Below are 25,290 nucleotides of genomic sequence, written 5' to 3' on the forward strand. Positions count from 1 at the left end.
TTTTCATTAGGATTTAGAATACCCTTCTAAAGGAATTTCGATTTGATAAACTTTATTGGATTGAACCACCAATTTGGTGTCGCGTAACCACGGATTGTGAATTTTCAATATTTTATAATTGATTCCTTGATCTATGGCAAACTGAGCCAAATCATCTATGGTAGCTGAAACTTCAACTTTACGTGTTGGTATTGGCTGATATAAAATATCTTTCGGCAAATCAAAACCATATTTAGACGGACATTGCATAATTTCTTTCAAAGCTAAAATTCTGAAAACATAACGAGATGTTTCATCATTAAGCAACAAATCGTAGTAATCGTTCATTTTTTGAGCTTCCATTTGACGCAAAACCCCATTGGTTCCACCATTATATGAAGCCGCTGCCAACGTCCAAGAACCTGCTTTTTCTTTAGCTTTCAACAGATACTTACATGCTGTTTCGGTAGATTTAACCAAATGGTAGCGTTCATCAACGACATCATTAACCTCCATACCCATTTCTTTTGCAGTTAACGGCATAAACTGCCAAACACCTTTTGCGCCTGACGGTGATGTTACATTAATTAACCCACTTTCAATTACGGCCAAATATTTAAAATCATCTGGAATCCCATACTGTTTTAAAATAGGCTCAATAACCGGAAAAACCCTGTTAGCACGCTTAATTACTAATTCTGTAGTAGCGTGCAAATTAGCATTTACTGTTAATTCGCGATCAAAACGTTCACGAACATCGGTTACGGTTAATGGAGCTTTTTCACCCGCAAAATCAATAGTTGTAGGTACAGCCGTAAACTCATAATCTCTTTTCAAAGCACTTTTATTTGAAGTAGCATAAATCAACACTCCACTAAGCACTACCACTAAACCTGCTGCTGCAATTCTCTTTAATACATCCATCATTTTATTCTAATATTATTTTAGGCAAGTTTTCATTCATCCATTTGTATTTAAACAAAATCATAGCGTGTGTTCCCCCTTTAACTGGAATACAATTTGAAATATTCTTTATAGGAAAAACATCATCGTTATCACCATGGATATGAATTACTTTTTCGTTTATTTTTTTTCTATCCCAGATTAACACATGCTCAATGGCCCAATCCAGGTATTTTTTATCGTTAACCGAAAGATACGTTTTATACAACTCCAAACGCTCTTTTACTTTTTCGGTTGTTCCAAACTTCATCAACACTTCTACATGCGAAAACAAACTCGTTGGAATCAGTTTATACATTTTGGTGTTTTTCGCTAATTTTAATCGGAGTGGAAACTCGTCTTTCGACTTAACACTCGAAATAATTATCGTTTTATGCACCTTTATAATTTCAGCCATCTCCTGAACCAAAATACCACCAAAGGAAACTCCAATTAAAACCGGATTTTCATGTTTGATGTTTTTAGTCATACGCAAGGCATATTCCGATAGCGTTTCATTTTTATTAGGCAAAAACCATTCCAAATAATGCATTTCGAATTGTTCTGAAGGCAACAGTATTCGCTCAAATATCTTTGGACTCGCTGCCAAACCCGGCATAAAATAAACATGGATTTTTTGCATGGAAAAGGTTTTAACGCTTCATTATCAGGAAATCTGATAGATTTTACCGAAATTTGCATAAAAATAATTCATTATAAAGGAATTCACAACGTAACCTCCTCTTAATTTAGTATTAAATTTCAAGAAAGGAACATCAATTATGGAAATTAAAAACAACGAATTACTTCGACAGTTTGAAAATCAGACCGATAAAGGTTTATTAGCTTTGGAATATTCACTTCAGGAACGAAAACTTTTTTTAACCAAGTTAAATCACGATGAGACATTAGACCCCGATACGGTTGATGAGTTTTTGAAGAATATTATGGAAATAGCTGTTGAGAAAAAATGCAAGGTTGTTCCGACACATGCGAAAATCATTAGTTTTTTCAAAAAAAATCCGCTTTACAAAGAACTTCTCCCTCCAGGAATTAAAATTTAAACTAAAAAGTCATTCAAAACCTGAATGACTTTTTTATTTTCAACAAAAATAGTTTACTTTTAATTCATGAGTCCCGAAGAATTTTACACCGACATCATTCATTTTTTTGAGAATATCGATAAGTACTACGGTAGTAAAGCCGATATAACCGAAGGTATTTGTACTTCACAAATGAGTTTTGACGCCGATTTATCTACATGGAATCTTTTCGAATTTGAATTGATTCGTTCGGCATATCGAAAAAACGGTGACCGCTTTATGATGGAAGGCATTGGAATGTATTATGAAATTGCTGCTGGTTCCATCATTTCGTTCACCCAACCGGGACGAAATAAATTCGAATTTATTGAACAACTTGGCGAAAATGTTTATCGTGTAACCAAATTACGATTCCACTATAAATATTAACAACTAAAATTCCAGTAAATTACACTGTAACATTCACAAACTCCATTCGAACTGAACCTTCTTCGTCTATTTTAGTCAAATTAACTTCATGCAACGTGTTGACCAACTCCGGGTTCCATGGCGTTTTAACTTTTACGTAATTTTCTGTAAATCCGTAAATATATCCTTCTTTATTTTCCCCTTCAAATAGCACGGTTCTAGTTGTTCCAATTTGACTTTCGTAAAAGGCACGTCGTTTTTTAACCGATAAACCGCGTAACATTTTGCTACGTTTACTTCGAACATTCATAGGTACTACACCTTCCATTACAGCAGCTTCTGTATTGTCGCGTTCTGAATACGTAAACACATGCAAATACGATATCTCTAACTCGTTTAAAAAGTTATAGGTTTCCAAAAAATGCTCATCAGTTTCACCAGGAAAGCCTACAATTACATCGACACCAATACAAGCATGCGGCATTACTTCGCGAATTTTAGCTACTCTATCAGCATATAATTCACGCAAATAACGACGCTTCATTTTCTTCAGAATATCATTAGATCCCGATTGCAACGGAATATGAAAATGCGGTACAAAAGCTCTTGATTTAGAGACCAAATCGATAGTTTCGTTTTTCAGCAAATTAGGTTCGATAGACGAAATTCTTAGACGTTCAATCCCTTCAACCTTATCCAGTTCGGTCACTAAATCTAAAAAAGTGTGCTCGTGTTTTTTATTCCCGAACTCTCCTTTTCCGTAATCACCAATATTTACACCTGTTAAAACGATTTCTTTAATTCCTTTAGCCGAAATTTCTTTAGCGTTTTTCAAAACACCTTCCATGGTATCACTTCGAGAAATTCCACGCGCTAATGGAATGGTACAATACGTACATTTATAATCGCAACCGTCTTGAACTTTTAAAAACGCACGGGTTCTATCGCCAAATGAATAACTTCCAACATAAAAATCGGCTTCTTCAATTTCGCAAGAATGCACTTCACCCATGTCGTTTTTAGACAAGTCGTTTATATAATCGGTGATTTTAAATTTTTCAGTAGCTCCCAAAACCAAATCCACACCATCTACCGCAGCCAGTTCTTCCGGTTTCAATTGGGCATAACACCCTACGGCAGCAACAAAAGCTTTTTCATTAAGCTTTAAGGCTTTTTTTACGATTTGTTTGAATTGTTTATCGGCGTTTTCGGTAACCGAACATGTGTTAATCACATACATATCGGCTACTTCTTCGAAATCTACCCGTTCGAATCCTTCATCTTGAAAATTACGGGCAATTGTAGAAGTTTCAGAGAAGTTCAATTTACAGCCTAAAGTATAAAAGGCTACTTTTTTCTTATTTTCCATAGTAACTCTCAATTAATGAAATCGTTGTCAAAAAATTGAGGAGTGCAAAGGTAATGTATTTTGAAATTTAAAGCAATTTGAAAATGAGTTAATTAAATATCAAATTCAATTAACTCACTATCAAATTATAGACAATTATTCTTTTCTGAATTTTTTTGTTTCTTCAAACACGTGTTCTAATATATTAGCATCTTGCTCTGTAAATTCCATATGCCTGCGTGACATTACTATTTTAGCCGTTTCAAAGGCTTTTTTGGTCAAATATGTAGTAAAACCTGAAGCGCCGCCCCAAGAAAAACTTGGCACAAAATTACGCGGAAACCCACTGCCAAAAATATTAGCACTTACACCAACCACAGTTCCGGTATTGAACATGGTGTTTATACCGCATTTACTATGATCGCCCATCATCAAACCACAAAATTGGAGTCCGGTTTTTGCAAATCCTTCGGTTTCATAGCTCCAAAGTTTAACTTCTTCGTAATTATTTTTCAAATTAGAATTATTACTATCTGCTCCAATATTACACCATTCCCCAAGAACTGAATTCCCTAAAAACCCATCGTGTCCTTTGTTTGAATACCCAAACAACACCGAGTTGTTTACTTCTCCACCAATTCTGGAATGCGGCCCTACAGTTGTAGCCCCATAAACTTTAGTAGCCAACTTTACCTGCGATTCTTCACACAAAGCAAATGGTCCGCGAATAACAGAACCCTCCATAATTTCAGAATTTCTACCAATGTAAATAGGTCCAGTTGATGCATTTAAGGTTACAAACTCCAACTTAGCCCCTTCTTCAATAAAAATATTTTCTGAAGCAATTACATTTACACTTTTAGGAATGGGTTGTGATGATCTTCCGCTAGTGATTAGTTCGAAATCTTCACGAATAGCAACATCATTTTTAGAAAAAATATCCCAAGTATTTTCTATTCGGATAAATTCTTCGTCGTAATCAATTAATTCATATTCGTCAAAATCAACACCTTCTTGAGTATCATTGGTATAAAATGCAATAATTTCTTCACCTGCAATAATAGCTTGGTTTTTTTCCAGATTTAAAACCATTTCCACTAAAACTTCGTTTGGCAAAAAAGAAGCGTTAATCATTACATTTTCTTCCATTTCCACCATTGGAAACTTCTCCATTAAATATTCCTCGGTTAACGTAGTTGTGGTGTATCCTAGGTATTTTTCCCATTTCTCACGAATCGTTAAAATTCCAACACGAATATCGGCAACTGGGCGAGTGAATGTAAATGGAAGCAATGCATTGCGAACCGTTCCATCAAAAAGTATATAGTTCATTTTCTGTTTGTTTGTTGATTTGGTTAACCGAAAACCAAAGTTACAAAGTTTTCTTTCAGATAAATAAAAAAAGCCTCTCAAAAATTGAGAGGCTCTTTATTATCGTAAAACAGTGATTATTTACTGAATTTAGCGTATTTGTTTTTGAATTTATCAATACGTCCTGCAGTATCGATAAGTTTCGATTTACCTGTATAGAAAGGGTGAGATGTTCTTGAAATCTCCATTTTGTATACTGGATACTCTACACCGTCAACAGTGATAGTTTCTTTAGTTTCTACTGTAGATTTAGTAATAAATACATCTTCATTCGACATATCTTTGAATGCTACTAATCTGTAATTTTCCGGGTGAATTCCTTTTTTCATGGTAAATCTTTTTATTAATGGCTACAGTGATTCTGATGCTTTTATTCTCTAAAAGGTATAAACGAACTGTAACTTTTTGTTTATAAACTTTTTATTTCAGGCTGCAAATTTACAACTATATTTTAAATATCAAATATGTTCTGTAACTTTTTTTAAACACAACCTACTAACTACAGATACTACTTAATTGTTATATTTGTAAATTAATTAAACCAAAAACAGAAACTTTTATGAATCCAATTATCAAACAAAACGGAATTAATTACGGAATTGCTATTGGAACTATCTCCATTTTAATTACTGCAGGGATTTACGCCACAAATTTAAATCTATTTGTAAACATGTGGCTAGGCCTTTCTATTATTGCAATTTTCATCATCATTGGAGTTATGCTTGTTTCTAAAACCAAAAAACAACTTAATGGTTTTATTACTTTTAAGGAGGCTTTCACTGTATATTTTATTGCTGCAGTAATTGGAGCTACGATGTCTGTGATTTTCAATATGTTACTTTTTAATTTTTTCGACACTGATGCTAAAGCCGAATTAAACCAACTTGCAGTCGAAACAACTGTAAAAATGATGCAAAAATTTGGAGCCCCTGCTGAAGAAATAACCAAACAAGCAAAAATATTACAGGAAACAGACAATTACTCCATTGCAAATTTGTCAAAAGGTTTGATTTTCAACTTTATCTTTTCAGCTGTATTTGGAGCAATTTTAGCTTTAATTTTCAGAAATAAATCATCGAACACCTTAGAATAAATTAATGAATTTATCCATTATAATTCCTTTACTCAACGAACAGGAATCGTTGCCTGAACTCCATTCTTGGATTGCCAGAGTCATGGTTGCCCATGATTTCTCATACGAAGTTATTTTCATCGACGATGGCAGTACCGATGATTCATGGAAAACAATAGAAACGCTTTCGGAAATCGATTCGAATGTAAAAGGAATTCGTTTTTTACGCAATTACGGTAAATCACAAGCTTTACACGCTGGTTTTGCCAAAGCTCAAGGCGATGTTATCATCACTATGGATGCCGATTTACAAGATAGTCCCGATGAAATCCCTGAACTTTACACCATGATCACCAAAGACAATTACGATTTGGTATCGGGCTGGAAGAAGAAACGCTACGATTCGGTTGTTGCTAAAAATTTACCGTCGAAATTATTCAATTGGGCAGCGAGAAAAACTTCTGGCGTAACATTAAACGATTTTAACTGCGGACTAAAAGCCTACAAAAATATCGTAGTAAAAAACGTAGAGGTTTCAGGTGAAATGCACCGATATATTCCTGTTTTGGCGAAAAATGCCGGCTTTGGCAATATTGGCGAAAAGGTTGTTATCCATCAAGCTCGTAAATACGGTAGTTCTAAATTTGGAATGAGCCGATTTATTAATGGCTTCCTAGACTTGATTACTATTTGGTTTTTGTCTAAATTTGGAAAACGACCAATGCACTTATTTGGCGCTTTGGGTGTTGTAATGTTTCTAATCGGTTTTTTATCAGCCGGATATATTGGTATTATGAAACTTTACAAAATTTACAGTCATGAAGCTGCAATTTTAGTAACCAACAACCCCTGGTTTTACATTGCCCTAACCACAATGATTATTGGAACACAACTTTTTCTAGCCGGCTTTTTAGGCGAAATAATATTGAGAACCAAAAACAACGAAGAACGTTATAAAATTTCAAAAGAGTTAAATCTGTAAAACAGAATTACAATGCATATCGATACTACAATTTTAGACAAAGTAAATATTTGGCTTTCTCCAACATTCGACTCAGCCACACATAATAGCATCCGTGAAATGATGACCTCTGCTCCTAAAGAACTAGAAGACAGCTTCTATAAGGACTTAGAATTCGGAACCGGTGGTATGCGCGGCATCATGGGCGTTGGAACCAATCGTATCAACAAATACACTTTAGGTAAAAACACACAAGGACTTTCTAATTACCTGAAAACATGTTTTCCAAACGAGGAAATCAAAGTTGCAATTGCTTACGATTGTCGTCATAATAGTAATACGCTAGCTAAACTTGTTGCTGATGTTTTTTCAGCAAACGGAATAAAAGTGTATCTTTTTTCAGATATGCGTCCAACTCCAGAGTTATCGTTCACGGTACGTCATTTAAAATGTCATGCCGGTATTGTATTAACTGCTTCGCACAACCCACCTGAATACAACGGTTATAAAGTATATTGGCAAGATGGTGGTCAAATTGTACCTCCTCAAGACGGAGAAATTATCAAAGAGATTGAAAGTTTAGAATATTCCGATGTTAATTTCACTGCTAACGAAAATCTAATCGAATATATTGACATTGCTATAGATGAAGCTTTTCGCGACTCTACTATTGCGAATGCAAGTTTCAACACGTCAAAGTCGGCTAAAGAAAATCTAAAAATTGTTTATACTTCTTTACATGGAACCTCAATTAAAGCTTTACCCGGTGTTTTGGAAAAAGCAGGATATACCGATGTAAATATTGTAAAAGAACAGGCCGAACCAAACGGAAACTTCCCAACTGTTGTTTCGCCAAACCCTGAAGAGCCAGAAGCTTTAAACATGGCTATGGAACTGGCAGATAAAATTAATGCGGACATTGTACTAGGAACCGACCCAGATTCGGATCGTTTGGGAGTTGCAGTGCGTGACACTAATGGTAAAATGATTTTATTAAATGGAAATCAAACCATGGTTGTCATGACACATTTTCTGCTTCAACAATGGAAAAACCAAGGAAAACTAACTGGAACAGAATTTGTTGGCTCAACAATCGTTTCCACTCCTATGATGTTGGAATTGGCTTCCGGATTTGATGTAGAATGCAAAGTTGGTTTAACTGGATTCAAATGGATTGCTAAATTCATAAAAGATTTTCCAAACCAAAAATTTATTGGAGGTGGTGAAGAAAGTTTCGGATTTATGGTTGGAGATGCCGTTCGCGACAAAGATGCTATCGCTGCCATTTTATTGGTATGCGAAATTGCTGCTCAAGCCAAAGAAAAAGGAAGTTCGTTGTATCAAGAGTTATTACAAATGTATGTTGACTTCGGATTTTACAAAGAACATTTAATATCGATTACCAAAAAAGGAATGGATGGCGCCAACGAAATCAAACAAATGATGATTGATTTACGTGAAAACCCACTAAAAGAAATTAATGGTGAACGCATAGTTTGCATTGAAGACTACCAAACGTCTAAAGGAAAAGACTTTATGAACAATGAAGAATTTTCGATAGCAATTCCAAAATCGAATGTTCTAATCTATTATCTAGAAGACGGAAGCAAAATTTGTGCACGCCCAAGCGGAACTGAGCCTAAAATAAAATTCTATTTTAGCGTGAATTGTACTGTAGATTCGATTGCAGATATTCCGGAAGCAGAAGTTTTTCTGGACACAAAAATTAAAAACATTATTGCTGAGATGCAATTAAACTAATGGATAAAAATTTAATAAAAATCATTCCGTATGCCATGCGATATAAATTTCATATCGTTTGGAACGTTATTTACAACATTTTGTTTGCTTTATTTAGCACACTCTCATTTATTGCCCTTATCCCAATGATGCAGGTTTTATTTGATGATGCTGAAAAAGTAACCGAAAAACCAATCTATAATGGCATTTGGAACATTACTAAATTCGGTAAAGATTATTTGTACTACCAAATTACTCAATTAACCGAAAACAGAGGAGCTCAATATGCTCTTCTACTGGTTGTAGCATTAATAATCATAACTTTTTTACTAAAAAACCTCTTCAATTACCTAGCATCCTATCATTTACTACACATTAAAAATGGTGTATTAAGTGATTTAAGAAAAAACATGTATGAGAAGATTGTAAACCTTCCTATCTCCTACTACTCCGAAAAAAGAAAAGGGGATGTAATGGCTCGTATTTTGGGAGACGTAAACGAAGTGCAAAATTCGTTTTTTTCGATTTTAGAATTAATTATTAAAGAACCACTTACTATTGTTTTTACAATTATTGCAATGTTCAATATCAGTGCAAAACTGACCATTTTTGTATTCATTTTTATTCCAATTTCTGGATTCATTATTTCACAAATAGGAAAAAGTTTAAAATCTAAATCAACCCGAGTTCAAAAAGAAAAAGGATATTTAATTTCAATTGTTGAAGAAAGTCTTGGCGGATTAAAAGTTGTTAAAGGGTACAATGCCGAAAAAAAATTCAGAAGTTTATTTGATGCATCCGATCTTCGCTTACTTAAATTAAACAATAGCATCGGAAACAAGAATAATTTAGCTTCACCTTTAAGTGAATTCCTTGGCATTATAACCATCGCCATTCTTTTATGGTACGGTGGAAACTTAGTACTAATTGAAAAAACACTTAATGGCGCGGTTTTCCTAACCTATATGGGACTTGCTTACAACATTCTAACTCCTGCAAAAACCATTTCGAAAGCTTCTTATCAAGTAAAGAATGGTCTTGCAGCAGCAGAACGTGTTTTTGAAATTTTAGAAGTTGAAAACACCATTACAGACAAACCGAATGCTGTAGAGAAGAAAAATTTTGAAACTAACATTTCACTTCAAAACATCAACTTCAAATATGAAGACGAAAATGTCTTGAAGAACTTTTCGCTTGAAATCCCTAAAGGCAAAACCGTTGCTTTGGTTGGGCAATCCGGTAGTGGAAAAAGTACAATTGCTAATTTATTAACCCGATTTTATGATGTTCAAGAAGGAAGCATCACTATTGACCAAACAGACATACGCGATATGTCTATGCATTCCTTAAGACATTTGATGGGCTTAGTTACACAAGACAGCATACTTTTCAACGACACTATTAAAAACAATATTCTTCTAGGAAAAGAAAATGCTTCCGATGAGGAAATTATTGACGCATTAAAAATAGCTAACGCTTACGAATTTGTAAAAGACCTTCCAAACGGTATAAATACCAATATTGGGGATGCTGGAAATAAATTATCCGGCGGACAAAAACAACGTTTGTCTATCGCAAGAGCTGTACTTAAAAATCCTCCTATTATGATATTGGACGAAGCTACTTCAGCACTTGATACCGAAAGCGAACGTTTAGTACAACAAGCTTTGGAAAAAATGATGGAAAACAGAACATCTATTGTAATTGCACACCGCCTATCCACCATTCAAAAAGCAGATAAAATTGTTGTAATGCAGAAAGGAGAAATTGCCGAAGAAGGAACCCATGATGAACTACTGGCTAAAAACGGAATGTATTCCAAACTTGTGATGATGCAATCGTTTGAATAAATGTATATAAACAACCCTAATATTAAAATTCCTGATAATCCGGATACTATTATTTGGAAATACATGGATTTGTCTAAATTCTTAGACCTTTTAATTTCGGGAAAAATGTTTATGTCTCGATCTGATAAATTCGAAGATCAATATGAAGGCACATTTAGCGAACCTACTTTTGAAGAAATAAAGAAGATCTCTGTCAACAATCCGAAATTCTTGGATTATTACAAATCGCATCGTGAAAATGTAGTCATTAGCAGTTGGCATACCAATGAATATGAAAGTTTCGCAATGTGGCAAGTTTTCACCAAGAACCATGAAGGACTCGCCATACAATCTACCATTGGAAAACTAAAAGAAGCCTTGGCATTAGAGCGTAATTTTGAACAATATATCGGAGAGGTTAATTACATTGATTACAAAAAAGAATTAATTCCTTTTGATGATGCCTTTTTTCCATTTTTATTCAAACGAAAAAGTTTTCAATACGAAAATGAAATACGAATAATTTCGGATGTAACCTCGCAACGTTTATCCATTAATGATGGATTAAAAATTAACGTCGACATTAACCAGTTAATTGAAAAGATTTACATTCACCCTAAAAGTGAAAACTGGTATAAAAAATTAGTGATTGAAGTGGTAAGTAAATTGGGATTCAATTTCACTATTGAAAAATCAGATTTGGAAAGCGATATTCTTATATAAAAACGCTTAAATAGGCTTATATTCTTCAGCTTTCCATTCTTTAGCCAAAAGATCTACATAATAATAATGAACCTTATCGCTCTTATCAAAAGCTCCGTTTTTGTTGTTATCCTCAATAGTTCTAAAATACAGTCTGTTTTGCGCTTCAATCACACTCCAATCGATAAGTTCCTGTAAATCGGTAGATAATTTAGTGAAATTCGTACCATTAAAATTACTGATGTATAACGACTTGATATCGTTAGAATCTATTTTATTATCAAGATTTGTATCCGAATCTACCAGCATATATACTAAAAACTGCTTTTTAGTTTTTTCGGCAATCGTATTTAAATATGTTGCCGTTTGAATTTGAACTACTTTATCGGTAAGTGGATGTAGGGCTGTTGAATCGATGTGCTGAAACTTCAAATTCTCAAAATAACCGGTTAATTCAAAGCGGTTATAATTCGACAATGCGTAGCTCACCGCATTAGTTTTACTCGAGCCATAGCTTCCACGTTCTGCCGAAACTCGAACATCACCAATTGCATGAATAAGATATTTAGTTCCTTCCATATGGATAGGCAAATCGGCAATTTTTATTTGCGATGAATCTCTTTTTACAGCACTATTACTTTCCGCATTCTTTGGCGTAGCGTAAATTACCTTAGGCTTTTCTACTTCTTTCTTACAGCTCGCCATAAGCCCTAGTGCAGCAATTAAAATATATTTTGAGAAGTTTTTCATAGCAAACAAATTGGTCTATCAAATATAAAACTTTTAAAACAACTATAATCGAATATTTAACTTGACATTGAAAGTTCGTGTTGTCATGTAATTCGGAATACCGTATTGGCTTTTCGTATATACGTCTCGCACCCAAGTATTGGTAATTGCATTCTGATTGTTGAACATATTATAAATTTCAAGTCCGATTGCCATTTCTTTAAAATGCTTTAACCAATTACGGTTTGATTTAATAGTTGCATCTTTAAAAACATACGAAAATCCAGCATCAGCTCGACGGTAATCATTCAAACGCAATTGATAAGCGTATGGATCTGCATAGGAAGGCGAACCTCCCGGAAGTCCGGTATTATAGACCAAATTCAAATACATTTTTACATTAGGAATGTTCGGCATATAATCCTGGAACAATAAGCCGAATTTCAAACGTTGATCGGTTGGTCTGGCAATATACCCTCTATCATTTTGATTTTCTTCGGTTTTAAGATAACCAAAGCTAAACCAAGATTCGGTTCCCGGAACAAATTCTCCATTCAAACGGAAATCAGCTCCATATACATAAGCCACCGCATCATTGTTAGCTCGATAACGAATACGAACATTATCTATAGTGTAGGTATTCACATCCGATAAATTCTTGTAATACGCCTCAGAAACTAACTTAAAGGGTCTATCCCAAATTTTAAAACTGTAATCGTTACTTAAAACTACATGTATGGATTGCTGTGCTTTCACATCAGGATGCACGGTTCCACTATTATCTCTCAGCTCTCGATAAAACGGTGGTTGATAGTACATTCCTCCCGATAAACGAAAAACCATATCTTTATTCCAGCTGGGTTTGATAGCAAATTGAGCACGCGGACTAAATACTATCTGGCTTTTGCCTTCAAAATTATCACCAGTTACTTGCCATTGATGCGCTCTTGCACCGGCATTAATCCAAATTTGATTTGTTCCTAAAGTCCCTCTATAATTCCATTGTGCATAACCCGAAAGACGGTTAATTTTTACAAAATTTGTAGCTCGTATATTATGATATGGTGCTAAAGGTCCGTAGTATGGATTATACGGTTGCTCATTAGGGATATCAAGTATTGGGTTTGGAAGCGAAAAACCGGCAGAGTCAACAACTTCCCACTCCACAATACGATCACGAATATCTTCTCGAGTGTATTTAAAACCCCATTCTACTTGCGAATTTTTTGTTTTAATATCATGGAATCCTTTTACTTCAGCGTTAAAAATTAAAGCATCCAGATTGTTTCTGGCATGAGTAAGTTGCGAACCTACACCTCTAGAATAGACTACATCTCCAAAAGTATCCGACCCAATATTGGTATCAATCTCACCCAAACGATATTGCGCTAAAATATCAAAATACTCTTGCTCTTGGGTATGATAAGCCGAACCAATGAATTTCAGTTTAAAATCATCGTTTACTTGATATGTCGATTTTATTGCTCCGAAATAAGTTAAATATTCGTCCTTTTCCTGACCATCATACAAAACCAAAAGTGCAATTGGATCGTCTATTGTTCCAAAATTCGTTTGACGTGATAAGGGCTGATAATGGTATTTATTTTGAGAAATGTTTCCTAAAAAACTCCACTGCCATTTAGCCGATGCATCAAAATTAATTTGCGTTTGAATATCGGCAAAAGTAGGCTTGTAATTAGACTGTGTTTGTTGACTGTTAACTAAAAGACTGTTATTTCGGTATCGAATCCCGGTAATGTTAGACCATTTCTGATTTTTAGAGACTAAATCTACAGTAGCACTTCCACCCAAAAGACTAGCGTCCAATGCTGCTTGAAACTTAGTTGGATGTCTGTACGTAATATCTAAAACCGATGATAATTTATCTCCGTACTTCGCCTGAAATCCTCCGGCAGAAAAATCCACATTAGAAACCATTTCGGTATTTGTAAAACTCAATCCTTCTTGTTGTCCCGAACGAATTAAAAAAGGGCGATACACCTCAATTTCATTAACATAAACTAAATTCTCATCGTAATTACCACCACGCACCGCATATTGTGTACTCAATTCGTTGTTTGAATATACGCCAGGCAAAGTTTTTAAAATATTTTCTACACCTGCATTTGCCCCGGGAATCAAACGAATAATTTGAGGTTCGATAGTCGTTACACCTTCAACACGTTTTCTTCCTGCCGTTGAAATCACCACAACACCTAACTGTTCTGCTTTTTGATTTAAAACCACATTCAACTCATAGTCTTCATTGGGTTTTAACTCAATGCTAACTATCGATTTCTTATATGAAACATGCGAAATTTCAATGGTAACTTTTTTATTTGCCGGAATTGTTATGATGAAAAAACCATTGGCATTAGATTTTTCGGTTACTTCTTCTACCTTAATTGTGGCATTTTCTATCGGCTTATTGTTTTCATCCAGCAAAATACCTTTTACACGAGCTGTTTGAGAAAAAGCAGTCAAACCGATGCAAAAAATAAAAACCGAAATTAATTTAATAATATGTTTCAAAAGATATTACTTTTTAGTTTTAAAGAAATGAGTTTCAAAGGTAGTAGAATTTCCCATTTTATCCGCAACAACAATTTTTAATTCATTTTTACCGTCTTCATATATCCCGTCGCTAAAATAATGAACCAACGTTTTTGTTTTATAATCATATTGCATTAAAATCCATTTTCCGTTTAGAAAAGCATTATATTCTTTTATCCCGGATAAATCGTCGCTAATATGAACACTTAAAGAATCATATTTATCCAAATCCTGCCCTTCTTTAAAATTAAGACGATAGATTTTTGGCGAAATCGTATCAACTTCTAAAAAAAACTTACCCAAGTCTTTAGTTCTTGCTGAAAATAAATTTCCTTTTTTAGCTGTTGTGAAAAATTCTTTTTTTGTTCCGTCCATTCTGGAAATAAACGTTTTATCGCGATTGAGATTCGGAATTTCAGAAACGTCGAACGTAATGGTAATATTGTTATGAACCGGAACTGTTTCATCATGTAGATACAGTACATTATCCTTTACATCAAATTTGAGATAAAAATCATCATAAAACGTATTTTCCGGTATAAAAACCGAAACATTGTCTTTGGTGTAATTATTATCGTTTTTCACCTTCACAAAGTATGGCGTTTTTTCTTCCACTTTTGGTATCGATGCAGACACATCACTGTATTGAATTGGAACATTAATCATTTTTTTATTCCCATGGAAATCTGAAACTTCAATTCGGTAATTGAAGGTAGAATTGGGCAATACATTAACTTGACCGTTTTTAGAATTCCCGCTTATTAACGAAAAAGGATATTTCTTTGTATAAAACATTTTTTGAACCGTTTGCTTTATGGTTTTATAGCGGTAATAATCAATAAAATTATTGATATAACGTGTTTCATCGAACGAAAACATATCAAAATTATAACCAAAAATCTTGCTACCATTCAAAAAAGTTTCGGCTTTGTATATTCCGTTCCAATTCCAATTGTTATCCGATTGATCGTAAGCGTTTATAGCAAAACCAATAGTGCCTTTAGCCATAATTTTATTAGCTAGATAACTTCCGTCTTTTTGCAAGGACAAATTAATTGGAATAGCGCGTTGCGAAGCATTTACTACGGCACTATCGCCAATAGCATAAGCAATTAAATCATTAATAACCGGTGCTTTGGTATCGGGCATTAAAATATCAAAACCAAACAAAAATGGATTGATTACTTGTTCTGTTTTAGTATTTCGAATTTCAAAATGAAGATGAGGACCGCCGGAACTTCCAGAATTTCCAGATAATGCAACAATTTCACCTTTAGTTACAGGCAATTCGGAAGCTAGTGGAAAAACTTCAATCTCGTACGATTTCAAAGCATATTGACGCTTCTTTACATATTCTCCAATTTTACCCTCAAACTGCTTTAAATGGCCATAAACTGTAGTGTAGCCATTTGGATGCGTAATGTATAAAGCGCGGCCATACCCCCCTTCTGTAATTTTGATTCGAGAGACGAATCCATCTGCGGCACTGTATACCGATAAACCTTCCTTTTGCTGGGTTTTCAAATCCAAACCCGAATGAAAATGATTTCCACGTAATTCCCCAAACGATCCCGATGCGTACAGCGGAATATCCATAGGAGATCTAAAATAGTCTTTTGAATAAGGGCTCTGACTAAAACACGGAATGGCAAATACTAAGTAAACTAAAAATCTCATACGATAAATTTATGCTAATGTATAAAAAAAAACCTATAAAAAATGAATTCTTATCCTACGAATATAACCCATTATACCTCAATTTATTACTTAAATTATGCATTATTTTTTTAAAATTAAAAAGAAAAAATTGTTATTTCACAAATGGAATGCTAACTTTGTAAAATCATGAATTGGATTATTCGCTAATGAACAGACTTAATGAAATCATTGATGCTCTTGAAGTTAAATTCTCAAAACTAAACCAGAAGCTGGAAAGTTTAGAGAAAACAAATCAAGATTTGCGCGATGAACTCTTAAAATCAAAAGCTTTAGCTGATAAACAAAATACAGAATTAAAAGTGTTGCATGAGCAATATCAAACTCTGAAAACGGCCAATTCATTATTAGGCAGTGACGAAAATAAAAGAGAAACAAAACTCAAGATAAATTCATTAATACGAGAAATCGATTACTGTATAGCGCAACTTTCGGATTAAGTCGAAAATGAGTGAAAAACTGAAAATTAAAATATCAATTGCAGACCGAGTATATCCCTTAACTGTAGATATGGCTCAAGAAGAAGGCTTACGAAGTGCTTCTAAAAAAATTGATGCAATGATTAAACAATTTGAAGAAAACTACGCTGTACGGGACAAACAAGATGTTTTAGCCATGTGTGCGTTGCAATTTGCATCAAAACTAGAGCAAAAACAAATTGACAAATCGACCGATTTAGAAAATGCTTTCGATCGACTGAAGCAAATGGATGAAAAATTGAGCACAATTCTTTCTAAATAAATACGTTCTTTACATAAATCAAGATACTGCCTACATTAGTACCTATTTGATAAACTCAACACTAACAAATTAAAATGAGTGAATCGTCGCTTCTAAAGCAAACTGCCTTGAGCAGGTCCTTGAACAGCGAGTTAACTCAAAACTTGTCTTTACGAGTTTATGCAATACCCCTAATGTAGGCTTTTTTTATAATTTTTTTTAACACATATATGGATATAGTAAGTATAATAATTGGATTAGTTCTAGGAATTGGAGGCGGATTTGGTATCGCTAAATTTCTTGAAAAGAGCAACGTTTCCAATCTAATCAAGAATGCAAAAAAAGAAGCTTCTTCTATTTTAAAAGATGCTAAAGTTGAAGCAGAGTCAATCAAAAAAGATAAACTCCTTCAAGCAAAAGAAAAGTTTTTGGAATTAAAATCGGAACACGAAAAAGAAATTTTAGCAAAAGACAAAAAAATAGCTGAAGCCGAAAAAAGAACTCGCGATAAAGAATCACAAATTTCAAACGAATTAGCGAAAAACAAAAAGCTAAACGACGAAATAGAACATAAATTAACCGACTACAACAATCGTATTGATCACGTAGAAAAGAAACAACAAGAAGTTGATCGTCTACACAAAAGTCAGGTTGAACAGTTGGAAGCAATTTCAGGTTTATCTGCCGAAGATGCCAAAAACCAATTGGTAGAAAGTTTAAAAGCTGAAGCTAAAACCAATGCAATGGCTCACATCCAAGAATCCATTGAGGAAGCTAAGCTTACAGCACAACAAGAAGCTAAAAAAATAATCATCAACACTATTCAACGTGTTGGTACAGAAGAAGCTGTTGAAAACTGTGTTTCTGTTTTCAATATCGAATCTGACGATGTAAAAGGTAGAATTATTGGTCGTGAAGGCCGAAACATTCGTGCTTTAGAAGCTGCAACAGGAGTTGAAATTATTGTTGACGATACTCCGGAAGCAATTATTCTTTCATGCTTCGACCCGGTTCGTCGTGAAATTGCACGTTTGGCTTTACACAAATTAGTAACCGACGGGCGTATTCACCCTGCACGTATTGAAGAAGTTGTTGCAAAAACACAAAAACAAATTGAAGAAGAAATAATCGAAGTTGGTAAACGTACTGTTATCGATTTGGGTATTCACGGGTTACACCCAGAATTAATCAAAATCGTAGGACGTATGAAATACCGTTCTTCTTACGGTCAGAACTTACTTCAACACTCACGTGAAGTTGCCAAACTTTGCGGTATTATGGCTGCAGAATTAGGTCTGAATGTAAAACTTGCTAAAAGAGCTGGATTACTTCACGATATTGGTAAAGTTCCTGAAACCGAAAGTGAATTACCACATGCTATTTTAGGTATGCAATGGGCTGAAAAATATGGTGAAAAAGAAGAAGTTTGCAACGCTATTGGAGCGCACCACGATGAAATTGAAATGAAATCATTAATATCGCCTATCATTCAGGTTTGTGATGCAATTTCTGGTGCACGTCCAGGGGCTAGACGCCAGGTATTGGATTCATACATTCAACGTTTAAAAGATTTAGAGCAAATTGCATACGGTTTCAACGGCGTTAAAAACGCTTATGCTATTCAAGCAGGACGCGAATTACGTGTAATTGTTGAAAGCGAAAAAGTAAGTGATGAAATGGCTGGAAACTTATCGTTTGATATCTCACAAAAAATTCAAACAGAAATGACTTACCCAGGTCAAGTGAAAATCACGGTAATTAGAGAAACCAGAGCAGTTAATATTGCGAAGTAGCCTTTAGTTTACGGTTGCAGTTGACCCATAAAAAAAAGATGTTTCTATATAGAAACATCTTTTTTTTTACATTATTCTTCTGGAACTGAAAACTGAACCAGTTGACTATTTACGTGGATGAAAATTATTCAACACTTCTGAAAGAAATTTTCTGTCTAAATGCATATATACTTCTGTAGTGGTAATCGACTCGTGACCAAGCATCATTTGTATAGAACGTAAATCGGCTCCATTTTCAAGCAAATGAGTTGCAAATGAATGCCTGAACGTATGCGGACTAATTGTCTTTCTTAAATTGATTTTAACAGCTAAAGTTTTTATAATTGTAAAAACCATTGCACGAGTCAATTGTTTGCCTCTACGATTCAAAAACAAAGTATCTTCAAAGCCTTTCTGAATGTCGAGATGACTCCGAATTTGATCTTTATACAACACAATATACTTTTGTGTGAGCGGACTAATAGGAACAAAACGCTGTTTATTTCCTTTACCTGTGATTTTAATAAAACCTTCATCAAAATACAAATCGGATATTTTTAAAGTCACCAATTCCGAAACCCTAAGTCCGCAGCTGTACAACACCTCCAACATTGCTCGATTTCGTTCACCTTCTGAAGTAGATAAATCTATAGCGCCAATTAGCAAATCAATCTCTTGCACGGACAACGTATCCGGAAGTTTTCTCCCCATTTTAGGCACTTCAATAAGCTCAAGTGGCGACGACTTACGGTAATCTTCAAAAATAAGATAATTAAAAAAACTTTTTAAACCCGAAATAATTCGCGCTTGTGAACGCGCATTAACTTTTGTGGAGATATCATAAATAAATTGCTGAACAGTCTCTTCAGAAATAATAATAGGACTTTCATCTAAGGCTATTGCTTCCAAATAAGATGTTAATTTTTCAATATCAAAAACATAGCTATCTATGGTATTTTGAGACAAGCCACGCTCCAATTTCAGGTAGTTTTTATATTCCTTTATGTATGAATTCCATGATTGCATTTACGTTAAATAAATTCTAAAATTACCAAAACAGCATACTAAGTGGTACAATTTGTGGTTTAAATATAGAAACTAAAATCTATTTATATGAAGACTACACATTTTTTATTCGCAAGTTTAGTTTTATTAAGCACAACCATTTCTCAGGCACAAGAGAAAAAAGCATCGAATTCGTCCTTTGGTATTAAAGGAGGACTAAACTACTCCACTATTACAAAAGGCGATTTCAGTGAAGGTCCAGATCCAAGAACAAGCTTCCATATAGGTTTTGTGGGCGAAATACCTGTAATTAACGAAGTATTCGCTATTCAACCAGAAGTTTTGTATTCCAGACAAGGTTTTGAAGTTAATCAAACCATTTTGGGAATAAATTACAAAACCGAGTACAAACTAGATTACATTAATGTTCCTGTACTTGCTAAATTATATTTAGGAAAAGCGTTTAGCATTGAAGCCGGGCCTCAATTTGGATTGAAAATTGGCGAGAAATATGAAAACGAAAATAGCTCAACCGAGACCAATGATGTAAATGATTTTGATACGGCATTAGCTCTAGGAGCCTCCATAAACTTTAAGGGTGGTTTATTTATAACTGGGCGATACACCCAAAGTCTTAATGAAGTAATAAAAGATAGCGGTTCAAAAAATCAGGTATTCCAAGCTGGACTCGGATTTAAATTTTAATAAAAAACCCCGCAAATGCGGGGTTTTATAATTTAGCAATTACAAATTAGAATTTGTATAGTAAACCAAATCCTATTGATCTCATATCGAAGTTTAATCCGAAGTTATCAGTTGATTCAGCACCATCATAGTCAGGTTTTGAAGTATTGTACCCTAAACCAGCCCAAGTAGCTTCTAAAGCAAAGTTAGGAGATACGAAATAGTTCATACCTAATCCTAAACCAATTCCAAAACCATTAGTTTTGTAATCAGCTAATTTGTAGTCAGTTGACATATAATCAACACCTAATTGACCAAATAAAGAAAATTGGTTAGCAGGAGTCATATAATATCTTCCGAATGCTCCAACTGATAATGTAGCTTGATCTGCAGTATCTCCAAATCCATTTTCAGCTTTGTAAGAAGCGTATCCTAATTTACCACCGATAGCGATATTTTCAGTAACGAAGAAACCTACTCTTGGCTCGATTTCAAATCCTGTAGATTTAACATCTCCAGTTTTTTCTGAACCAATTGATAAAGCTCCTGAAGCAAAAATACTTCCTTTACCAAAACCACCGTTTCCAGCTTCTTTAACTTCTTCTTGAGCATTAGCAAATCCGAAAGCGAATACTGCTGCTACAGATAAAATGATTTTTTTCATAAGCGATTGTTTTATAAATTAATTACATTAAATTTATACTTAAGTAACTGACAATAGCACCATTAAACCTTTAAGATATCAACATTTTAATTAACAAAAAAGGCCTCGCTAAGCGAGGCCTTTTTTTATAATCTTTAATTCAGATTAGAATTTGTATAGTAAACCAAATCCAATTGATCTCATATCGAAGTTTAATCCGAAGTTATCAGTTGATTCAGCACCATCATAGTCAGGTTTTGAAGTATTGTATCCTAAACCAGCCCAAGTAGCTTCTAAAGCAAAGTTAGGAGATACGAAATAGTTCATACCTAATCCTAAACCAATTCCAAAACCGTTAGTTTTGTAATCAGCTAATTTGTAGTCAGTTGACATATAATCAACACCTAATTGACCAAATAAAGAAAATTGGTTAGCAGGAGTCATATAATATCTTCCGAATGCTCCAACTGATAATGTAGCTTGATCTGCAGTATCTCCAAATCCGTTCTCAGCTTTGTAAGAAGCGTATCCTAATTTACCACCGATAGCGATATTTTCAGTAACGAAGAAACCTACTCTTGGCTCGATTTCAAATCCTGTAGATTTAACATCTCCAGTTTTTTCTGAACCAATTGATAAAGCTCCTGAAGCAAAAATACTTCCTTTACCAAAACCACCGTTTCCAGCTTCTTTAACTTCTTCTTGAGCATTAGCAAATCCGAAAGCGAATACTGCTGCTACAGATAAAATAATTTTTTTCATGTTTAGTTTAAATTTTAAAAATTTACTTGGCAAATCTATAAAAAAACCCATCGAAAAAAATTTTAGCGTAAAAAAACTATCAACAAAATACTTAAAACACGAGTAAAAAAAACACAAATAACTGATTTACAATAAATTAAATAATGTTAAAAAAATATAAAATTTTTGCCTTTTTCAAATAATTCAATTTAAAAACTAAAGTTTTTACTTACATTTTAAGATATTTTCTTCTTATTTTGAACTACACCACCTGAAATACTCATAAAAGCATACTCAAAAAACACTCAAAAAAGACGTTGATTTTAGAGGTTTTTACTACATTTACACAAATAATTCAATCATGAAAATTATCATAATAAACGGCCCGAATCTTAATCTTCTTGGTAAAAGAGAACCTGAGATTTATGGCTACGAAAGTTTCGAAGACTACTTTACGTTGTTAAAACAAAAATACACCTCTTTAGAGTTACACTATTTTCAAAGTAATATAGAAGGTGAAATAATCACCAAAATTCAAGAGACTGGATTTACTTATAACGGAATTATTCTAAATGCAGGAGCCTACACACACACATCCATTGGTATTGGTGATGCAGTAAAAGCGATTGAAACACCTGTAGTGGAAGTTCACATCTCGAACACATTTTCTAGAGAAAGCTTCCGCCATCAATCTTACATTTCACCTAATGCAGCCGGAGTTATTATTGGCTTCGGATTAAAAAGCTATGAATTGGCTATCAAATCTTTTTTATAACCCATACAACCTTTGTTAAATTAAAATCGTCATCATAGAAAAACAATCCATGAAAAAAACATTTTTACTCTTTGCCTTATTCACCACAATATTTTCCTTTTCACAAATAAAAGGAACTATTACCGACAAGACCGGACAGCCTGTTCCCTACACTACCGTAATAATTGAAAACACCTATAACGGAACTTCAGCAAACGACCAAGGGCAGTACGAATTAAACTGTAAAGAAAAAGGAAATTACACCGTAGTATTTCAATCGTTAGGCTATAAAACCAAAAAAATAACAGCGGCTATTAATGAATTCCCACACACCATAAATGTAGTTCTGGAAGATGAGAGTTATACTTTAGCGGAAATGGTTATTAAACCTAACGCCGAAGATCCCGCATATGCCATTATTAGAAGTGCTATTAAAAGCCGAAAAGCAAATTCCAATAAGAGCGATAAATTTGAAGCCGATTTTTACTCTAGAGGAATTTTTAGGGCTAAAAACATTCCTAAAAAATTTATGGGTGTTGAAGTTGGTGATATGGATGGCAACCTCGATTCAACAGGTTCCGGAATTTTATACCTCTCTGAAACGGTTTCAAAAATTGCTTTTGAAAAACCCAATAAGATAAAAGAAGAAATAATTGCTTCTAAAGTAAGTGGCAACGATAATGGTTTTAGCTTTAATACCGCTCAAGGAACTCATTATGATTTCTATGACAATTATGTAAACATGGGGTTAAATATGATTTCCCCAATTGCTGATAATGCCCTTACCTACTATAAATACAAATTGGAAAGCACTTTTGTGGATGAGTACAATCAACTTATCAATAAAATTAAGGTTATAGCACGTCGTGATAAAGAGCCCGTTTTTGAAGGATATATATATATAGTAGAAGATACTTGGGCTATTTACGCCATCGATTTGGAAAGTAAAGGCTATAGAATGCAGCAACCTATATTGGAAAACATCACATTTACTCAAAACTTCAATTATAATCCTTCCACAAAAATTTGGGCCAAAAACCAACAAACAATCGATTTTAAAGCTTCAATTTTCGGAATGGGCTTTACCGGTAAGTTTACCCATGTTTTCAGCAATTACCTTTTTAAAGATCAATTTGACAAAAAAACATTTACAAGCGAAATTGCCAAAATTGTTCCCGATGCGAACAAAAAAGATTCCATATACTGGAACTCCACTAGACCAGTTCCTTTAACCGAAGAAGAAATAACCGATTATTCGAGAAAAGATAGCATTCAAACAGTACGAAAATCGCAAACCTATTTGGATTCTATTGATGCCAAAAGCAATCGTTTTAAAATAACAAACCTAATTACAGGCTACAACTATAAAAATACATTTCATAAATGGTCGTTTAATTACAAAGGATTATTAAATGTAATGTCGCTTGGTTTCAATACGGTACAGGGTTGGAATTTCGATTCTGGTTTTTCATTTCATAAACGTAACGAAGAAAAAGGAAGTTTCACATCGATTAACACCGATATCAATTACGGATTTTCGGAAGAACGTTTTCGTATGAACGGACAATTTTTCCATCGTTTTAACAATCTAAACTACGCTAGTATAACCGCATCTGGGGGAAGTAGCATCAACCAGTTTAATAGTGCAAATCCCATTTCAAATCTGATCAATTCAATTAGCACCTTATTCTTTAAGGACAATTATGCGAAATACTACAACAAAGAATTTGCAAAAATTGGATACAGTCAAAATATTTTCAATGGAGTTTCATTAAATGGAAGTATCGAATATTCGGCTCGAAAACCACTTTTCAATACCACCGATTATGTCATACTAAAAAAAGACAAACCTTATACATCCAATAATCCGTTATTACCTACAGACAATTCGATTGCTGCAATTGAAAAACACAACTTGGTAAAAGCTGTAATAGGAACTCGAATTCGTTTTGGAAACAAATACATTACACGCCCTGATGGCAAAATCAACATTCCTAATGATGACTACCCTACACTAAGTCTCGGGTATGAAAAAGGATTTGCTGGAAGTAAAACCAATTACAATTACGACTTACTTTTTGGACAATTGGATTACGATAAAACATTTGGAAACAAAGGTGATTTCGCTATTCGTCTAAAAGGTGGAAAATTTTATAATGCCGATGGTATTTCATTTGTTGATTATAAACATTTTAATGGAAACCAAACTCACGTCGGGACATCAAACAGCTATCTTAACGTTTTTAACTTGTTGCCTTACTACAGCAACAGCACTAATGATGCTTATATTGAAACTCATTTAGAACACAACGATAAAGGATTTATCATGAATAAAATACCTTTATTAAATAAGCTACAGTGGAATTTGATTGTTGGTTTCCATCAGTTGAATGTTCCTACTTTCAAACCGTATCAGGAATATACCGTTGGATTTGATAACATTGGTTTTGGTAAATTCCGATTTTTCCGTTTTGATTATGTACGCTCCTACCAAAACGGATATCAAACTGATGGGTTTGTATTCGGTTTAAAATTCCTGAATATAATTAATTAAAATAATTAAAAGCGCACTACAACT

General features: G+C 34.0%; 24 protein-coding genes and 1 other RNA gene. 14 read left to right on the forward strand and 11 right to left on the reverse strand.

What is annotated here, in order from left to right; genetic code table 11:
• Nucleotides 1–6 precede the first annotated feature (6 nt).
• Both ACZ1JT_RS02745 and ACZ1JT_RS02750 read right to left on the reverse strand, forming a co-directional pair.
• Nucleotides 7–906, reverse strand: a complete 900-nt coding sequence (locus ACZ1JT_RS02745; protein WP_465094640.1) for a lytic transglycosylase domain-containing protein — start codon at nucleotides 904–906, stop codon at nucleotides 7–9.
• A gap of 1 nt (nucleotide 907) precedes the next feature.
• Complete coding sequence (locus ACZ1JT_RS02750; RefSeq protein ID WP_465094641.1) at nucleotides 908–1,564, reverse strand: alpha/beta hydrolase; 657 nt, start codon at nucleotides 1,562–1,564, stop codon at nucleotides 908–910.
• Nucleotides 1,565–1,703: 139 nt separating this feature from the next.
• Here ACZ1JT_RS02750 and ACZ1JT_RS02755 point away from each other — a divergent pair, with 139 nt between their 5' ends.
• Nucleotides 1,704–1,985, forward strand: a complete 282-nt coding sequence (locus tag ACZ1JT_RS02755) for an N-acetyltransferase (protein WP_465094642.1) — start codon at nucleotides 1,704–1,706, stop codon at nucleotides 1,983–1,985.
• A gap of 66 nt (nucleotides 1,986–2,051) precedes the next feature.
• A complete protein-coding gene (locus ACZ1JT_RS02760; RefSeq protein WP_465094643.1) occupies nucleotides 2,052–2,393 on the forward strand; it encodes a hypothetical protein in 342 nt (113 codons plus the stop codon).
• A 19-nt stretch (nucleotides 2,394–2,412) separates the two neighbouring features.
• Here the strand turns inward: ACZ1JT_RS02760 and mtaB are convergent, their stop codons facing one another.
• The 3 genes from mtaB to ACZ1JT_RS02775 all read right to left on the reverse strand — a co-directional run bounded on the left by mtaB (nucleotide 2,413) and on the right by ACZ1JT_RS02775 (nucleotide 5,420).
• A complete protein-coding gene (gene mtaB, locus ACZ1JT_RS02765) occupies nucleotides 2,413–3,741 on the reverse strand; it encodes a tRNA (N(6)-L-threonylcarbamoyladenosine(37)-C(2))-methylthiotransferase MtaB (RefSeq protein ID WP_465094644.1) in 1,329 nt (442 codons plus the stop codon).
• Between the two features lie 135 nt (nucleotides 3,742–3,876).
• A complete protein-coding gene (locus tag ACZ1JT_RS02770; protein WP_465094645.1) occupies nucleotides 3,877–5,052 on the reverse strand; it encodes a GlmU family protein in 1,176 nt (391 codons plus the stop codon).
• Between the two features lie 116 nt (nucleotides 5,053–5,168).
• The gene (locus ACZ1JT_RS02775; protein WP_237789255.1) at nucleotides 5,169–5,420 is read right to left on the reverse strand and encodes a type B 50S ribosomal protein L31; all 252 of its coding nucleotides are present in this window, start codon (nucleotides 5,418–5,420) and stop codon (nucleotides 5,169–5,171) included.
• A gap of 230 nt (nucleotides 5,421–5,650) precedes the next feature.
• Here ACZ1JT_RS02775 and ACZ1JT_RS02780 point away from each other — a divergent pair, with 230 nt between their 5' ends.
• From ACZ1JT_RS02780 to ACZ1JT_RS02800, 5 genes are read left to right on the forward strand one after another with little or no spacing between them, the layout of a single operon-like run.
• Nucleotides 5,651–6,184 (forward strand): DUF4199 domain-containing protein, encoded by a 534-nt coding sequence (locus ACZ1JT_RS02780; protein ID WP_465094646.1) that lies wholly within the window; start codon nucleotides 5,651–5,653, stop codon nucleotides 6,182–6,184.
• Nucleotides 6,185–6,188: 4 nt separating this feature from the next.
• On the forward strand, nucleotides 6,189–7,145 hold the full coding sequence (locus ACZ1JT_RS02785; RefSeq protein ID WP_465094647.1) for a glycosyltransferase family 2 protein: 957 nt from the start codon (nucleotides 6,189–6,191) through the stop codon (nucleotides 7,143–7,145).
• Between the two features lie 12 nt (nucleotides 7,146–7,157).
• The gene (locus tag ACZ1JT_RS02790; RefSeq protein WP_465094648.1) at nucleotides 7,158–8,885 is read left to right on the forward strand and encodes a phospho-sugar mutase; all 1,728 of its coding nucleotides are present in this window, start codon (nucleotides 7,158–7,160) and stop codon (nucleotides 8,883–8,885) included.
• Nucleotides 8,885–10,714, forward strand: a complete 1,830-nt coding sequence (locus ACZ1JT_RS02795) for an ABC transporter ATP-binding protein (RefSeq protein WP_465094649.1) — start codon at nucleotides 8,885–8,887, stop codon at nucleotides 10,712–10,714. Before ACZ1JT_RS02790 ends, ACZ1JT_RS02795 begins: the two co-directional genes overlap by 1 nt.
• Complete coding sequence (locus ACZ1JT_RS02800) at nucleotides 10,715–11,416, forward strand: hypothetical protein (RefSeq protein ID WP_465094650.1); 702 nt, start codon at nucleotides 10,715–10,717, stop codon at nucleotides 11,414–11,416.
• Between the two features lie 6 nt (nucleotides 11,417–11,422).
• Here ACZ1JT_RS02800 and ACZ1JT_RS02805 read toward each other — a convergent pair whose 3' ends face one another.
• From ACZ1JT_RS02805 to ACZ1JT_RS02815, 3 genes are read right to left on the reverse strand one after another with little or no spacing between them, the layout of a single operon-like run.
• The gene (locus ACZ1JT_RS02805; protein WP_465094651.1) at nucleotides 11,423–12,145 is read right to left on the reverse strand and encodes a hypothetical protein; all 723 of its coding nucleotides are present in this window, start codon (nucleotides 12,143–12,145) and stop codon (nucleotides 11,423–11,425) included.
• A gap of 42 nt (nucleotides 12,146–12,187) precedes the next feature.
• Nucleotides 12,188–14,656 carry a TonB-dependent receptor gene (locus ACZ1JT_RS02810; protein WP_465094652.1) on the reverse strand — a complete coding sequence of 823 codons (2,469 nt, stop codon included), beginning with the start codon at nucleotides 14,654–14,656 and terminating at the stop codon, nucleotides 12,188–12,190.
• A gap of 6 nt (nucleotides 14,657–14,662) precedes the next feature.
• Nucleotides 14,663–16,354 carry a M23 family metallopeptidase gene (locus tag ACZ1JT_RS02815; RefSeq protein WP_465094653.1) on the reverse strand — a complete coding sequence of 564 codons (1,692 nt, stop codon included), beginning with the start codon at nucleotides 16,352–16,354 and terminating at the stop codon, nucleotides 14,663–14,665.
• Between the two features lie 188 nt (nucleotides 16,355–16,542).
• Here ACZ1JT_RS02815 and ACZ1JT_RS02820 point away from each other — a divergent pair, with 188 nt between their 5' ends.
• The 4 genes from ACZ1JT_RS02820 (at nucleotide 16,543) to rny (ending at nucleotide 18,906) form a co-directional block, all read left to right on the forward strand.
• On the forward strand, nucleotides 16,543–16,833 hold the full coding sequence (locus ACZ1JT_RS02820) for a hypothetical protein (RefSeq protein WP_465094654.1): 291 nt from the start codon (nucleotides 16,543–16,545) through the stop codon (nucleotides 16,831–16,833).
• A gap of 7 nt (nucleotides 16,834–16,840) precedes the next feature.
• Entirely contained in the window at nucleotides 16,841–17,134 is a 294-nt protein-coding gene (locus tag ACZ1JT_RS02825) for a cell division protein ZapA (RefSeq protein ID WP_465094655.1), read from the forward strand.
• 53 nt (nucleotides 17,135–17,187) lie between these two features.
• A non-coding RNA gene (gene ssrS, locus ACZ1JT_RS02830) (6S RNA) lies at nucleotides 17,188–17,293 on the forward strand.
• Between the two features lie 50 nt (nucleotides 17,294–17,343).
• Nucleotides 17,344–18,906, forward strand: a complete 1,563-nt coding sequence (rny, locus tag ACZ1JT_RS02835) for a ribonuclease Y (protein ID WP_465094656.1) — start codon at nucleotides 17,344–17,346, stop codon at nucleotides 18,904–18,906.
• Between the two features lie 105 nt (nucleotides 18,907–19,011).
• Here the strand turns inward: rny and xerD are convergent, their stop codons facing one another.
• Nucleotides 19,012–19,911, reverse strand: coding sequence for a site-specific tyrosine recombinase XerD (gene xerD / locus ACZ1JT_RS02840; protein WP_465094657.1), 900 nt, complete (start codon nucleotides 19,909–19,911; stop codon nucleotides 19,012–19,014).
• 87 nt (nucleotides 19,912–19,998) lie between these two features.
• Here xerD and ACZ1JT_RS02845 point away from each other — a divergent pair, with 87 nt between their 5' ends.
• Nucleotides 19,999–20,595: a porin family protein gene (locus tag ACZ1JT_RS02845; RefSeq protein ID WP_465094658.1), complete on the forward strand. Its 597-nt coding sequence runs from the start codon at nucleotides 19,999–20,001 to the stop codon at nucleotides 20,593–20,595.
• Between the two features lie 46 nt (nucleotides 20,596–20,641).
• Here ACZ1JT_RS02845 and ACZ1JT_RS02850 read toward each other — a convergent pair whose 3' ends face one another.
• Together ACZ1JT_RS02850 and ACZ1JT_RS02855 are read right to left on the reverse strand one after the other, a co-directional pair.
• A complete protein-coding gene (locus ACZ1JT_RS02850) occupies nucleotides 20,642–21,238 on the reverse strand; it encodes an outer membrane beta-barrel protein (protein ID WP_465094659.1) in 597 nt (198 codons plus the stop codon).
• 144 nt (nucleotides 21,239–21,382) lie between these two features.
• Entirely contained in the window at nucleotides 21,383–21,979 is a 597-nt protein-coding gene (locus ACZ1JT_RS02855) for an outer membrane beta-barrel protein (protein ID WP_465094659.1), read from the reverse strand.
• Nucleotides 21,980–22,319: 340 nt separating this feature from the next.
• Between ACZ1JT_RS02855 and aroQ the strand changes: the two genes are divergently transcribed.
• Complete coding sequence (aroQ, locus tag ACZ1JT_RS02860; RefSeq protein ID WP_465094660.1) at nucleotides 22,320–22,733, forward strand: type II 3-dehydroquinate dehydratase; 414 nt, start codon at nucleotides 22,320–22,322, stop codon at nucleotides 22,731–22,733.
• Between the two features lie 49 nt (nucleotides 22,734–22,782).
• Nucleotides 22,783–25,266: a DUF5686 and carboxypeptidase regulatory-like domain-containing protein gene (locus ACZ1JT_RS02865; protein WP_465094661.1), complete on the forward strand. Its 2,484-nt coding sequence runs from the start codon at nucleotides 22,783–22,785 to the stop codon at nucleotides 25,264–25,266.
• Nucleotides 25,267–25,290 lie beyond the last annotated feature (24 nt).

This window comes from Flavobacterium sp. IC2-16, assembly GCF_055521455.1.

Excerpts from the sequence above, each read along its gene's own strand:
- ACZ1JT_RS02745 (WP_465094640.1), bottom strand. The coding sequence starts at position 906 with ATGATGGATGTATTAAAGAGAATTGCAGCAGCAGGTTTAGTGGTAGTG.
- ACZ1JT_RS02750 (WP_465094641.1), bottom strand. The coding sequence starts at position 1,564 with ATGCAAAAAATCCATGTTTATTTTATGCCGGGTTTGGCAGCGAGTCCA.
- ACZ1JT_RS02755 (WP_465094642.1), top strand. The coding sequence starts at position 1,704 with ATGGAAATTAAAAACAACGAATTACTTCGACAGTTTGAAAATCAGACC.
- ACZ1JT_RS02760 (WP_465094643.1), top strand. The coding sequence starts at position 2,052 with ATGAGTCCCGAAGAATTTTACACCGACATCATTCATTTTTTTGAGAAT.
- mtaB (WP_465094644.1), bottom strand. The coding sequence starts at position 3,741 with ATGGAAAATAAGAAAAAAGTAGCCTTTTATACTTTAGGCTGTAAATTG.
- ACZ1JT_RS02770 (WP_465094645.1), bottom strand. The coding sequence starts at position 5,052 with ATGAACTATATACTTTTTGATGGAACGGTTCGCAATGCATTGCTTCCA.
- ACZ1JT_RS02775 (WP_237789255.1), bottom strand. The coding sequence starts at position 5,420 with ATGAAAAAAGGAATTCACCCGGAAAATTACAGATTAGTAGCATTCAAA.
- ACZ1JT_RS02780 (WP_465094646.1), top strand. The coding sequence starts at position 5,651 with ATGAATCCAATTATCAAACAAAACGGAATTAATTACGGAATTGCTATT.
- ACZ1JT_RS02785 (WP_465094647.1), top strand. The coding sequence starts at position 6,189 with ATGAATTTATCCATTATAATTCCTTTACTCAACGAACAGGAATCGTTG.
- ACZ1JT_RS02790 (WP_465094648.1), top strand. The coding sequence starts at position 7,158 with ATGCATATCGATACTACAATTTTAGACAAAGTAAATATTTGGCTTTCT.
- ACZ1JT_RS02795 (WP_465094649.1), top strand. The coding sequence starts at position 8,885 with ATGGATAAAAATTTAATAAAAATCATTCCGTATGCCATGCGATATAAA.
- ACZ1JT_RS02800 (WP_465094650.1), top strand. The coding sequence starts at position 10,715 with ATGTATATAAACAACCCTAATATTAAAATTCCTGATAATCCGGATACT.
- ACZ1JT_RS02805 (WP_465094651.1), bottom strand. The coding sequence starts at position 12,145 with ATGAAAAACTTCTCAAAATATATTTTAATTGCTGCACTAGGGCTTATG.
- ACZ1JT_RS02815 (WP_465094653.1), bottom strand. The coding sequence starts at position 16,354 with ATGAGATTTTTAGTTTACTTAGTATTTGCCATTCCGTGTTTTAGTCAG.
- ACZ1JT_RS02820 (WP_465094654.1), top strand. The coding sequence starts at position 16,543 with ATGAACAGACTTAATGAAATCATTGATGCTCTTGAAGTTAAATTCTCA.
- ACZ1JT_RS02825 (WP_465094655.1), top strand. The coding sequence starts at position 16,841 with ATGAGTGAAAAACTGAAAATTAAAATATCAATTGCAGACCGAGTATAT.
- rny (WP_465094656.1), top strand. The coding sequence starts at position 17,344 with ATGGATATAGTAAGTATAATAATTGGATTAGTTCTAGGAATTGGAGGC.
- xerD (WP_465094657.1), bottom strand. The coding sequence starts at position 19,911 with ATGCAATCATGGAATTCATACATAAAGGAATATAAAAACTACCTGAAA.
- ACZ1JT_RS02845 (WP_465094658.1), top strand. The coding sequence starts at position 19,999 with ATGAAGACTACACATTTTTTATTCGCAAGTTTAGTTTTATTAAGCACA.
- ACZ1JT_RS02850 (WP_465094659.1), bottom strand. The coding sequence starts at position 21,238 with ATGAAAAAAATCATTTTATCTGTAGCAGCAGTATTCGCTTTCGGATTT.
- ACZ1JT_RS02855 (WP_465094659.1), bottom strand. The coding sequence starts at position 21,979 with ATGAAAAAAATTATTTTATCTGTAGCAGCAGTATTCGCTTTCGGATTT.
- aroQ (WP_465094660.1), top strand. The coding sequence starts at position 22,320 with ATGAAAATTATCATAATAAACGGCCCGAATCTTAATCTTCTTGGTAAA.
- ACZ1JT_RS02865 (WP_465094661.1), top strand. The coding sequence starts at position 22,783 with ATGAAAAAAACATTTTTACTCTTTGCCTTATTCACCACAATATTTTCC.